Annotated in this window: 10 protein-coding genes; 3 read left to right on the top strand and 7 right to left on the bottom strand. The window is 63.8% G+C overall.

All coding sequences use genetic code 11. The features are described from left to right. Positions 1 to 52: 52 nt before the first annotated feature. The 3 genes from ABWV42_RS04420 to ABWV42_RS04410 all read left to right on the top strand — a co-directional run bounded on the left by ABWV42_RS04420 (position 53) and on the right by ABWV42_RS04410 (position 4442). On the top strand, positions 53 to 943 hold the full coding sequence (locus ABWV42_RS04420; RefSeq protein ID WP_255104527.1) for a LysR family transcriptional regulator: 891 nt from the start codon (positions 53 to 55) through the stop codon (positions 941 to 943). Between the two features lie 162 nt (positions 944 to 1105). Further along, entirely contained in the window at positions 1106 to 3403 is a 2298-nt protein-coding gene (locus ABWV42_RS04415) for a xanthine dehydrogenase family protein molybdopterin-binding subunit (RefSeq protein WP_353339045.1), read from the top strand. Further along, positions 3381 to 4442 carry a T6SS phospholipase effector Tle1-like catalytic domain-containing protein gene (locus ABWV42_RS04410; protein WP_353339044.1) on the top strand — a complete coding sequence of 354 codons (1062 nt, stop codon included), beginning with the start codon at positions 3381 to 3383 and terminating at the stop codon, positions 4440 to 4442. Before ABWV42_RS04415 ends, ABWV42_RS04410 begins: the two co-directional genes overlap by 23 nt. Positions 4443 to 4448: 6 nt before the next feature. Here ABWV42_RS04410 and ABWV42_RS04405 read toward each other — a convergent pair whose 3' ends face one another. From ABWV42_RS04405 to ABWV42_RS04375, 7 genes are all read right to left on the bottom strand, one after another. Then, on the bottom strand, positions 4449 to 5126 hold the full coding sequence (locus ABWV42_RS04405) for a nitroreductase (protein ID WP_353339043.1): 678 nt from the start codon (positions 5124 to 5126) through the stop codon (positions 4449 to 4451). Then, positions 5127 to 6233, bottom strand: coding sequence for a TFIIB-type zinc ribbon-containing protein (locus tag ABWV42_RS04400; RefSeq protein WP_353339042.1), 1107 nt, complete (start codon positions 6231 to 6233; stop codon positions 5127 to 5129). A gap of 83 nt (positions 6234 to 6316) precedes the next feature. Next, positions 6317 to 7447, bottom strand: coding sequence for an SPFH domain-containing protein (locus tag ABWV42_RS04395; RefSeq protein ID WP_353339041.1), 1131 nt, complete (start codon positions 7445 to 7447; stop codon positions 6317 to 6319). Positions 7448 to 7467: 20 nt separating this feature from the next. After that, the gene (locus tag ABWV42_RS04390; protein ID WP_353339040.1) at positions 7468 to 8388 is read right to left on the bottom strand and encodes a DUF2927 domain-containing protein; all 921 of its coding nucleotides are present in this window, start codon (positions 8386 to 8388) and stop codon (positions 7468 to 7470) included. A gap of 8 nt (positions 8389 to 8396) precedes the next feature. Beyond that, on the bottom strand, positions 8397 to 9596 hold the full coding sequence (locus tag ABWV42_RS04385) for a toxic anion resistance protein (RefSeq protein ID WP_353339039.1): 1200 nt from the start codon (positions 9594 to 9596) through the stop codon (positions 8397 to 8399). Between the two features lie 21 nt (positions 9597 to 9617). Next, entirely contained in the window at positions 9618 to 10496 is an 879-nt protein-coding gene (locus ABWV42_RS04380; protein ID WP_353339038.1) for a 5-bromo-4-chloroindolyl phosphate hydrolysis family protein, read from the bottom strand. Positions 10497 to 10810: 314 nt separating this feature from the next. Beyond that, complete coding sequence (locus ABWV42_RS04375; RefSeq protein ID WP_353339037.1) at positions 10811 to 11683, bottom strand: pseudouridine synthase; 873 nt, start codon at positions 11681 to 11683, stop codon at positions 10811 to 10813. Positions 11684 to 11690 lie beyond the last annotated feature (7 nt).

Genomic DNA, 11690 nt, shown 5'->3' with positions numbered 1-11690 from the left:
CGCAGCACGATGGTTCTTGCGGGAGAGGCTAAGTTTTGCTTAGCCTTGAGGCATGACCAGTCGCATTCCTTCCCTCAACTGGCTGCGCGTCTTCGAGGCCGCGGCACGCACCCAGAGTTTCGCCCGGGCGGCGGCGCAGTTGCATATGTCGCCAGCGGCGGTGAGCCAGCAGGTGAAGGCGCTTGAGGATCGGTTGGGCCTGCCGCTGTTCCAGCGCAAGGCGCAGGCGGTGGTGCTGACCGAAGCGGGGCGGGCCTATCTGCCGCCGGTGCAACAGGCGCTGATGACGCTGGAAGGGGCGACCGAGGCCCTGTTCGGTGCGAGCCGCGAGCAGGGGCTATACGTGCAATGCGTTCTGATCTTTGCGCATGGTATCCTGGCGCGCGGTGTCGAGGCCTTTGAAGCGGCCAATCCGGGGGTGTCTCTGGTTCTGTCCACGGGCAATTCGGCCTCTGATTTCGATAGCAGTTTCAGTGACTTGAAGATTGTTTTTGGAAACCCGCATTCGTTTGGCGCAGAAAGTGACCGGATCATGGGAGAGCGGTTGTTTCCGGTGGCCCGCCCGGAGGTTGCGGCGCAGATCACACAGCCTTCGGACCTTTTGAACTGGCCTCTGGTCGAGGTGGCGTCGCATCGATCAGGGTGGACGCAGTTCCTTGACGAGACGCGGGTGATGCCGGGGCAGAGGCGGATGATGCACGCAGACAGCACCATCATGTCGATGCGGATTGCCGAGGCAGGCCAAGCTGTTGCGCTGGCGCGGTCTCCGGCCAGTGATGCGGTGATGAAGGGGGGCGGATTGGTGCCCTGCCTGCCGGGTGTCGAGGTTGCGGGCAGTGAGGCGTATCATCTGGTTTACGACAGCCTGAGCGGTTTGCGCCCCCCTGCGCGGCGGTTCCGGGAATGGCTTTTGGACTGGGTGAAGGCGCAGGGCTGGACCTGAGCAAGGGGCCGAAAAACGGCATATGTATCACGTCGGTATTACGTCGGTATTGCGGCGGTGCGAAAATGGCCAAGGGCCTTGTTGTGCCGTTGCGTTTCGGGTGGACAGTCTGGCGATGGAGCCTAGAGTTGCCATTAACATGTTAGGCGCGAGGGGAGTGGCATGGAAAAGTTTGGACGCAGCCAGTCGGTGAAACGGATCGAGGACCTGCGGTTCCTGCGCGGTGAGGGGCAGTATGTCGATGACGTCGCGCCGCGGGATGCGCTGTTTGCGGTCTTCTTCCGGTCGCCAGTGGCCCATGCGGTGATCACCGAGCTGGATGTCGAAGACGCGCGGGAGGCCGATGGCGTTCATGCGGTTCTGACCTATGCCGATCTTGCGGCGGCGGGCATGAAGACCGAGATGTTTGCGGTGACGCTTGAGAACCGCGACGGCAGCCCTGCGGCGGCTCCTGTGCGGCACATGCTTGCCAAGGACAGGGTGCGCTTTGTGGGCGAACCGGTGGCCATTGTCGTGGCCGAAAGCGCCGAGCAGGCCCGCGATGCGGCCGAGATGATCATGTTCGACTATGAAGACCTGCCCGTGCACATGGCCCGCGAAGCCGGCGGCGAGGCGTTGCACGAGGATGTGGCCGACAACCGGGCTTTTGACTGGGAACTTGGGGACGAGGCCAAGGTGGCGGCGGTGTTCGACAGCGCGGCGCATGTGGTTTCGCTGGAAGTGGATGACAACCGGGTGATCGTGAACCCGCTGGAGACCCGCGGCTGTTTTGCCGAGTGGGATGGCGGGCGGCTGCATGTCTCGGTGAACGCGCAGGGGGTCTGGGTGCCCAAGGATCAGCTGGCGGCGGCTTTTGGCGTGGCGAAAGACCTTGTGCGGGTGACCAACCCCGATGTGGGTGGCGGTTTTGGCATGAAGGCGATGGTGCATCCCGAGATGTTCTCGGTCGCGGAGGCGGCACGGATCACGGGGCGTGCGGTGCGCTGGATGGCGGACCGGACCGAGGCGATGCTGGCCGACAATGGCGCGCGTGACTTGGTTTCGATGGTCGAGATGGCCTTTGACACCGATCACAAGGCGATTGGCTACAGGGTGCACAGCAAGTGCAACCTCGGCGCCTATAACTCGCAGTTCGGGCAGATCATCCAGACCCGTCTGTTCAGCCGCGTGCTGGCTGGGGTCTATGATCTTCAGGATACCTACCTGCGGGTGGAGGGGATCTATACCAACACCTCGCCCGTGGATGCCTATCGCGGGGCTGGTCGCCCCGAGGCGATCTATGTGCTGGAGCGGCTGATGGATCGGGCGGCGCGGGAGTTGGGTGTGGACCCGTGGGAGCTGCGCCGCAAGAGTTTCATTCCGAGCGATGCCTTTCCCTATGCGGCCTCCACCGGCGAGACCTATGACGTGGGCGATTTCGAGAGGGTGCTGGCGCGGGTTGACGGGCTGTCGGATCGCGCGGGCTTTGAGACACGCAAGGCAGAGAGCGCGGCGCGGGGCAAACTGCGTGGTCAGGGCCTGTGTTACTATATCGAAAGTATTTTGGGTGATCCTTCGGAAGGCGCGAAGATCGAATTCAACGAGGATGGCACGGTGACGATATATGTCGGCACGCAAAGCAACGGGCAGGGGCACGAAACTGTCTATGCGACGTTCCTTTCGGATCAGACCGGCATTCCGGTTGATAGGATTTCGGTCGTTCAGGGGGACAGTGACCGGATTGCCAAGGGCGGCGGCACTGGTGGGTCGCGGTCTGTCACGACGCAGGCCAATGCCACGCTGGCGACCGTGTCGAAGATGATTGCCGCAATGGTGCCCTATTTGTCGGATAAGATGGGGGTCGACGAAAGCGCGATCCGGTTTGACGACGAACGCTTTCGCGCCGAGGGGTCGAACCTGACCCCAAGCATGTTGGAGGTCGCCGAAATGGCACGGGCAGATGGCCGTCACGATCTTTTGACCCACGAGGAGCGGGCCACGCTCGAGGCGCGGTCCTTCCCCAATGGTGCCCATGTCTGCGAAGTTGAAGTCGACCCGGAAACCGGTATGGTAGAGGTAGACCGCTATACGGTCGTCGATGATTTCGGCAATCTTATCAACCCGATGCTGGCCGAGGGGCAGGTGCATGGGGGTGTTGCCCAGGGTGTTGGCCAGGCGCTGATGGAACATGTGGGCTATGATGAGGATGGGCAACTGCTCACGGCAACGTTCATGGACTATGCGATGCCAAGAGCCAAAGATTTGCCTATGTATGTGTTTGACACCGAGGCCGTGCCGTCAACAGCCAACCCGATGGGGATGAAGGGCTGTGGCGAGGCCGGAACGGTTGGCGCGATGGCGGCGACGGCAAACGCGGTACAGGATGCCCTGTGGGAACGGGGCGTGCGGCAGGCGGATATGCCATTCATGCCGCAAAGAGTATGGGAACTGTTGAAGGATGGATCTGTCACGGCTCAGTAAGAGGGTATTCGGATGGCTCGGGCGACCGCTGCGCGAGGACCATACGAAGACGCGCAAGCGCGGGCCGCAGACCCATGTGATCATCCTTGATGGCACCATGTCGACGCTTGAGCCGGGGTTCGAGACCAATGCCGGTCGGACCTTTCGGCTGTTGCAGGAAATGAACGGGCAGATGACCCTTTATTACGAGGCGGGCGTGCAGTGGCAAAGCTGGCGCAATACGCTGGATGTGATGATGGGGCGGGGATTGAACCGGCAGATCCGCCGCGCCTATGGGTTTCTCGCGTCCCGCTACCGCCCGGGCGACCGGATTTTCCTGTTCGGCTATTCCCGCGGGGCGTTTGCGGTGCGATCGCTGGCGGGGGTGATTGATCGGGTTGGCCTCGTGAAGGCCTCCTGCGCGACAGAGCGTAATATCCGACAGGTTTACCGGCTTTATGAATGCAATCCGGACGGCGATGCGGCGCGGGCCTTTGCGGCAGAGCACTGCCATCCCTACACCGAGGTCGAGATGATCGGGGTCTGGGATACCGTGAAGGCGCTGGGCCTGCGGTTGCCGGTGTTGTGGCGTTTCACGGAAGAGCGCCACGCCTTTCACAACCACCACCTTGGGCACTCGATCCGCCACGGGTTTCACGCTTTGGCGCTGGACGAAACGCGGGAAGTGTTTGAGCCCGTCATGTGGGAATGTCCGCAGGGCTGGGGCGGGCGGGCAGACCAGGTGTGGTTCCGCGGCTCGCATGGCGACATCGGCGGGCAACTGGGTGGTTTCGAAGAGGCACGGCCGCTGGCCAATGTACCGCTGGTCTGGATGCTGGAGAACGCCGAGACCTGTGGCTTGCCGTTGCCCGAGGGGTGGCGGGAGCGCTATCCGACGGACCCGGATGCGCCTTCGGTGGGCACCTGGCAGAGCTGGGGCAAGATGTTCCTGTTCCGCAAGGGCCGTGTTGTCGGCAATGACCGGTCAGAGCGCATTCACGAAACGGCGCGCGGCCATGTGGATGTCACATCCATCAAGGCCCTGCAGATGGCGGAGTAGCCCGGCCTAGTCGCGCCAGTCGACCATTTCCTCAAGCGTTGCCCGCTCGGTGCGAAAGCCGTTGGCGGGGTGCGCGTCATCCCGGTAGCCAAAGGAGATGGCGGCGAGGATCAGCTGGTCTTCGGGGATGTCGAAATGGGCGCGCACGGTATCGGCGTAGAAGGCGAGGGCCGCCTGCGGGATGGTGGCGATGCCCTGTGACTGGGCGCTGAGACAGAAGGCGGTGATGAAGCCGCCGCAATCCAGCGCACCGTAGGCACCGAGTTCCGCCGCCGTGGTGATGAGCGCGACGTGTGGTGCGCCAAAGAAGGCATAGTTCTCGCGCATCTGGGCGGTGCGGCCGGCCTTGTCCGCACGTTCGATCCCGACAGCTTCGTAGAGTTGCAGGCCGCAGGTCTGGCGGCGGGCCTTGCGGGCGCCGCTATAGCCGGAAGGGGGCGGGAAATCGGTGGCGGCGCTTTCGCTGTCAAAGGCCGTGAGCATGACTTTGCGAAAGGCCTCGGTTGCCTCTCCCGACGTGACGGTGACCTGCCAGGGCTGGGCGTTGCACCAAGAGGGCACGCGGCCGGCATCGGCGAGGATGGTTTCGATCACCTGGCGCGGCACGGGATCGGGGCGGAACCCACGGCAGGAATGGCGGGTGGTCAAAAGCTCTTGCAGGGCGGAATGCGGTGTCATTGTCATCTATTGGTTCTGGGCCACGAAATAGCCGATGGTTCCGGCAAGGATCAGGCCGAGGATCACCGCGAAGGTGATTTTCCAGGCCGACCAGGGGCGTTCACCCTGGACCCGGCCTGTCTGGCCGTTGACCACGAAGCGATAGCTCTTGCCGCGGTATTTATAGGCCGCGAGCCAGACCGGAAGCAGGATGTGCTTGAAGGTGACGTCGCTGACCGTGGTGTCGATGCGGTGAATTTGCTGACGGTCGCCGCCGATGTCAAAACGGACGTCGCGTTCGATGGTGCGGTCCATGATCGCGCGGGCCTCGTCATAGCCTTCGTCCAGCTCGACGGTGTAGGCCTCGGCGCGGAACCCGGCGAGGTACTCGGGGCTGTAAGGCTGGAGGGCGCCGAGATCCCAGGGTTGCAGCGCGTCGGTATAGCGTTTGGGCAGGGCGCGGGAGGCGAGGACCAGAACATCATCGAAGAAGCGTGCGGTGCGGCCCGAAACCGGCGTCCAGCGGATCTTTTGCACCTGCCGCTGTTCGCGTTTGCCATCGACCATCACGGACTGGGTTTCGTAGTAGACGATGCCGCGCTGGCCGGAGTAGCGCGACTTCGTGTCGGCGTCGTAGGTCCAGTAGGGGACATAGATGCCTTCGAGGCGACGGCCCTTGCGGGCGTATTCCTGAAGGCCGTTGGGGGCGAACCAAAGGCGGCCCAGCCAGTCGTTCATCGCCTCGCGGGCGGCGCGTTCGGTCATGGCAAAGGGCAGGACCGCGCGGGGTTTGATGTGCCGGTTGGTGCCGGTGTCGGCCACGATGGGTGTGGCGCAGAAAGGGCATTCGGCGGCATGGGTGGCGGGGTCGAATTCGACCGCTGCGGCGCAGTTCGAACAGGTGGCCACGCGGGTTTCCTCGATCTCCTGCGCGGGCAGCTGATCGGCCAGCGCCTTGCGGAAATCGAGTTCGCGGATCGCGGGGCCGCCTTCTTCCATCGCCAGGCTGTGCCCGCAGTGATCGCAGGTCAGCTGGCCGTTTGTTGGATCGAAACGGTAATCGGCACCGCATTGTTCGCAGGGAAAGCGGTGCAGGTCTTCTGGCGTTGGGGGTGGTGGCGGGGTCGCGACCATGAGTTTTCTTGCCTCCGGCGGGAGTATTTCAGGTGCATTGAAGGCGCAAAGGCCGGTTTGTGCAAGAGGGGGCGGCCCCGGTGTCAGGCACCGGGGGGAGGTGGCGGCAGGATGGTGAAGAGCTGCGCCAGTTCGGCCACGTCTTCGGCGTGTTTCCAGCCGTCTTGTCCCGCGGTCCAGACATAGGTTTCACGGGTGATCTCCCCGGCGGTTGCCATACGCCCCAGCGCGGCCTTGGAGAAGGGGCCCTTGGTGGCGCCGTTCTCGGCGATGTGCCAGACGTGTTCGACCGGTGGGGGCGGCGGTGGGGCCGCCTGTGCGGCTTGCGGTGCCGGGGCCGCAGTGGCCGGGGCCGCGCCCCAGGGGCCGGTGTTGGCCATCTGCTGGGCCATGGCCATGCCCATCCCCATGCCGAGGCCCGCGCCCATGCCGGAGTTCGGGGTTTGCGCCGCAGCGGTCATGGCTTCGGCGGCTGAGAACTGGGTGTAGCGGCCAAGATCACCGGCGATGCCCATCGAGGTGCGCTTGTCCATTGCCTCTTCGACAGCGGGGGGCAGCGAGACGTTCTCAATGTAGAGTTCGGGCATGGTGAGGCCGTATTCCGACAGGGTGCCGGAGATTTCGGCAGCAACCAGTTTGCCGAGGTCGGCGGTGTTGGCGGCCATGTCGAGGACGGGGATGCCCGAGCCTGCAATCACCCGCGAGAATTCCTGAACGATGATGTTGCGGATCTGGTAGGAGATCTCGTCCATGGTGAATTCACCGTCGGTGCCGACGATCTCGGTCAGGAAGCGGGCGGGATCGGTGATGCGGATGGCATAGGTGCCATAGGCGCGCAGGCGAACGGGGCCGAATTCCGGATCGCGGCAGATGATCGGGTTCTTGGTGCCCCATTTCAGATCGGCAAAGCGGGTCGTGTTGACGTAGTAGATTTCCGATTTGAAGGGGGATTTGAAGCCGTGATCCCAGTGGTTGAGGGTGGTCAGGATCGGCATGTTGTTGGTCTCGAGCATGTAGAGACCGGGGGTGAAGACATCGGCCAGCTGGCCTTCGTGGACAAAGACGGCGGCCTGGCCTTCGCGCACCGTCAGCTTGGCGCCGTATTTGATCTCGTGGCCTTCACGCTCGAACCGCCAGACCATTGTATCGCGGGTGTCGTCCACCCAGTGGATGACGTCGATGAATTCACCGGTGAGAAAATCGAAGATGCCCATGGGTCAGGTCTCCTTCAGGTTCAAAGGTTTTGGCCCGTCTGTTCGCGGGCGAGGATGCGGATGATGGGGCGGGCCTGATCAAGGGGCATGCCGATGGACAGGCGCGGATCGTAGAGGATGCGCAGGAGGGCCTCGTCGTGGGTGGTCAGCAGCGCGAATTCGTCATCGTCGTTGAAGATCGAGGGACGGGCTTCGGGGCTGTCGTTGGCGAGGCCGAGGCCCTGCGAGATTTCCTCGTGGTAGCAGGATTTGCGCAGGAGGTCGGGGTGTTCGGCGCGCACCAGCGCGATGGCGGTGCGGTAATCGTTGTCGTCATCGGGGCGCGAGAAGGCCACGACAAGGCAATGGATCGAGCGCGGCAGGTTGCGGAACAGCGAAAGCGTCGAGGTGCTGGCGCCGGGGATGATGGTGTTGACGCGGTCGAGCAGGTAGTCGCGGTCGTCCTCGCCCATGACCATGACGTGGAAGTTGGTGCGCCGGTTGGCCATGCTGATCGGGTGGCCGGTGATCGTGGCAAGGCGGGCGGTGAAATCCGAGACGATCGCGGTGTCTTCGCTGCGAATGGCCTGTGGCACGCTGGGGCCGAATTCGACGGCGAGGCGCACGGGGCGTGACCAGCGGCGCAGGGTGCCGGCTTCGCCGGAGGAGCGTTCGAGACCCTGACCACGGGCGTATTCGTCGAAAAAGGCGATCTGTTCGAAGTTGCGGGCCAGCATGTCGGCGGTGAAGGGCGTGTCCGGGCCGCCGCCATCGGTGCGCAGGAGGCCGCGGGTCAGGAGATCGGTCTCGGTATGGGCATAGTAGACACGCAGCTGTTCCGAAGCCGCCGAGGTGGTCGGCGGCTTGGGGGTGGTTTGGCCGGGGCGGCTCGGGAGCAGGTCGTCGCAGGCGGCCAGGGCCGTCAGAGCGATCAGAAGAAGGGTGGTCTTGAGCCGCGTCACTTGGGGTATCAGGCTCCCGGAACCGAGGTCGCGGCGGTGTCGCCGAGGCCGGTCTGCTTGGCCTTGGCAGCCGCGAGGGTATCGCGCAGGTCGGCTTCCATCTTCTTGAGGTCTTCTTCGGCGGCGGCACGGCGGGCCTTGCCTTCATCGGCGATTTGCAGGCTTTCCTCGATGGTGCCGATCAGGTCGGCGTTGGCCTGTTTGACCGCCTCGATATCAAAGACGCCGCGTTCCATTTCCTCGCGGATCATCTTGTTGGACTGGCGCAGGTTGGCGGCGTTCGAGGTCAGGAGTTCGTTGGTCAGGTCATTGGCGTCGCGCACGGCAGCGGCGGCTTCGGCGCTGCGCTGGATGGTGACGGCCTGTGCCAGCTGGGTTTCCCAGAGCGGCACGGTGTTGACCAGAGTCGAGTTGATCTTGGTGACCAGCGACTTGTCGTTTTCCTGAACCAGTCGGATCGAGGGCAGGGACTGCATGGTGACCTGACGGGTGAGTTTCAGGTCGTGGACACGGCGTTCGAGATCATCACGTGCGGCGCGCAGGTCGCGCAACTCCTGGGCTTTCATGACCTGATCGTTCTCGTCTGCGGCCTGAACCTCGGCTTCCTTGGCCGGGATGTCATTGGCATCAAGATCGGCGATCTTGGCCTCGCCCGCGGCGATGTAGAGGGCCAGTTCGTCATAGAAGCTCAGGGTCTTTTCGTAGAGCAGGTCGAGCGACTTGATGTCCTTGAGAAGCGTGTGTTCGTGTTCCAGAAGGTTGTCGGTGATGCGGTCGATCTGGTCCTGCACCTGTTCGTAGCGGGCGGTGAACTTGGCAAAGGGCGCGGCGCGGCCCAACAGCTTTTCCCAGAAGGAGCGTTCACGGCGCACGTCGAGTTCGGAGATCGAGAAACCGCGGATGGTGGTGACGATGTTGCGCAGGGAGTCACCCGCGGGGCCGACATCCTTGTTGCGGACGTCCTGAAGCATGGCCTGGCTGATTTCCTGCAGTTCGGCCTGCGCGGCCGAGCCGAAATGCACGATCGAGGTGGTGTCGGTCATGTCGAGTTCGCCCATGCGGCGGTTGATCTCGGCCGAAAGTGGCGCATCGGCATCGGCCAGGGCGATTACCGCGTTGGCCTCGGTGGGTTCGGGCAGGATCACGGCGGTCACCTGATCCACTTCGGCCAGCGCGGCCTCGGCCTTTTGACGAACTGTGTCAGACATAAAACTTCCCCCTTGTTGGGCTTACAGGGTGTCGCGGGCGACACCTTCGCGCTGCAACCTGTCGCGCAGCACTTCGATTTCGATTGTCAGGTCGCTCTTGTCATCCAGCAAGAGCTTTTCGGTGCGGGCGGCGAAATTCTGCTCCAGATCGTCGAGCAGCGCCTCGTAATCGTCCCGCGCGGCGGTATCGCGCTTGCGGGCGTAGATGTCGGCGAACTTGACCGTGGCATCGCGGGCACCGCGTAAATAAACGCTGAGGTACTTGCGGGCGGCGCTCAGGTCGCGGGGGTCTTCCTCGACCGTGCGGAAGAGATCGCGGACGGTGGTCTGGAATTGTGCGACGCGGCCTTCAAGGCGACGGTCGCCACAGCGCAGGATCGCGTCTGTCATGGCGGTGAGGTGTTTCTCGGCCTCTTCCACGGCGCGGGCGACGCGGTCGGTCTGGTATAGATCGACGCCTTCGATGCCCTTGTCCTTGAGCGGATCAAGGCCGAAGGCAAAGCCGTGCAGAAGGGTGCCGATCACCGCATAGATGGCCGGCGCGATGATGCCGCCGGTGGCGGCCCAGCCGGCCAGCGCCAGGCCGGTTCCGGTGAGCAGGGAGCCTGCCATTTTGCGCGGAAAGGCGGGACGTCGGGCAACCTTGCGGGCTTCATAAGCCTCTTGCGCCAGCAGGCCTTCGCGGGTCAGCCATGCGGCCAGCAGAAGAAGGCCAAGCGCGGCAAGGTTCAGGGCAAGCTGCACCGGGCCGTTGCCGAAGGCCTGCCAGATCAGGGGCAGTGGGGCGATGAACAGCAGGTTCACGCGGCCACCAACGCGGCTGCGGCGGGCGTTCTGGAAGGTACCCGAGGCCCCTGCGTTTCCATCGGGGCTGTACTTGCCGCCAAATTTCTGAGCCATCAGACGCCTCCTGCGATGGAAACGTAGACGATCAGTATGACAAGAAGACCAAAGGCAAGTTTTTGCAACGTCGTGCCGGTCATGTGGTTCCATCCCCTCGTAAACCTGCCAGAAACCTAGGAGTTTCGGCGGGTTTTCGCTAGGGGGAAGATTGGTGCTTGGGCGTCAGATTGCCAATGCGGTGTTCGGCATTTGGGCAAGTGGACCAGGAATGGTCGTCCATCGCGCATCTGGCCAACGCTGTTTCCGGCGCGGCCGGAGACGGTCCTGAGGGCTTCGGACGATCCTTGTGACCTGTCAGACTGCGGGACGACCTAGCGGCGCGGACCCTTGCGAGGTGGTTTGGCACTTTTAGACGTGCCGGGTTTGCCGGAGCGTGCGCCGTCTCGTGCGGTGGGCTTGGGGCCGGGTTTGCGCTTGCGGGTTGGCTTGGGGCGTTCCTCGGCGGGCTTGGCCCCGTCCAGGCCCAGCTGGTCGCGCATGACGCGGCGGCGCACTTCCTCGACCTCACCGGATTTCAGGTTGCCTAGCTGGAACGGCCCGTAGGAGACCCGCATCAGGCGGTTCACCGGCAGGCCGACGGCCTCCATCGCGCGGCGGATTTCGCGGTTGCGGCCTTCGCGGATGCCGACGGTGAGCCAGGCGTTGGCGCCTTGCTGGCGATCCAGAGAGACCTGCATGGGCTGGAAGGTCTCGCCGTCGATGGTGATGCCCTTGCGCAGGGGGGTGAAGGTGTCTTCGGTGGGCCTGCCGTTCACGCGGACGCGGTACTTGCGCAGCCAGCCTGTCGCTGGCAACTCGAGCTGGCGTTTGACGCCGCCGTCGTTGGTGAGCAGCAAGAGGCCCTCGGAGTTGAGATCGAGGCGACCAACCGACATCACGCGGGGCAGATCTTCGGGCAGGTGGTCAAAGATCGTCTCGCGGCCCTGTTCGTCCTTGTGGGTGGTCACGAGGCCGGTGGGCTTGTGATAGAGCCAGAGTCGCGCGGGTTCCGGTGCGGCCAGCGGCTTGCCGTCGACAAGGATGCGGTCGCGGCCGGTCACGTTCAGCGCCGGGCTGTCGATTGTCTTGCCGTTAACCGCAATGCGGCCAGCTTCGATCATGCGTTCGGCTTCGCGGCGGCTGGCAACACCGGCGCGGGCGAGGACCTTGGCGATGCGGTCGCCTTTGGGGGTATCTGTGCTCATGGCAGGG

The sequence above is a fragment of the Pelagimonas sp. KU-00592-HH genome, from assembly GCF_040369695.1.
Lineage (GTDB): Bacteria > Pseudomonadota > Alphaproteobacteria > Rhodobacterales > Rhodobacteraceae > Shimia.
Note: the sequence above shows the minus strand (reverse complement) of the source record. Positions and strands in the feature narration are given on the sequence as shown.

Bases quoted from the DNA above. Each gene is read 5' to 3' on its own strand.
- ABWV42_RS04420 (WP_255104527.1), top strand. From the start codon at position 53: ATGACCAGTCGCATTCCTTCCCTCAACTGGCTGCGCGTCTTCGAGGCC.
- ABWV42_RS04415 (WP_353339045.1), top strand. From the start codon at position 1,106: ATGGAAAAGTTTGGACGCAGCCAGTCGGTGAAACGGATCGAGGACCTG.
- ABWV42_RS04410 (WP_353339044.1), top strand. From the start codon at position 3,381: ATGGATCTGTCACGGCTCAGTAAGAGGGTATTCGGATGGCTCGGGCGA.
- ABWV42_RS04405 (WP_353339043.1), bottom strand. From the start codon at position 5,126: ATGACAATGACACCGCATTCCGCCCTGCAAGAGCTTTTGACCACCCGC.
- ABWV42_RS04400 (WP_353339042.1), bottom strand. From the start codon at position 6,233: ATGGTCGCGACCCCGCCACCACCCCCAACGCCAGAAGACCTGCACCGC.
- ABWV42_RS04395 (WP_353339041.1), bottom strand. From the start codon at position 7,447: ATGGGCATCTTCGATTTTCTCACCGGTGAATTCATCGACGTCATCCAC.
- ABWV42_RS04385 (WP_353339039.1), bottom strand. From the start codon at position 9,596: ATGTCTGACACAGTTCGTCAAAAGGCCGAGGCCGCGCTGGCCGAAGTG.
- ABWV42_RS04380 (WP_353339038.1), bottom strand. From the start codon at position 10,496: ATGGCTCAGAAATTTGGCGGCAAGTACAGCCCCGATGGAAACGCAGGG.
- ABWV42_RS04375 (WP_353339037.1), bottom strand. From the start codon at position 11,683: ATGAGCACAGATACCCCCAAAGGCGACCGCATCGCCAAGGTCCTCGCC.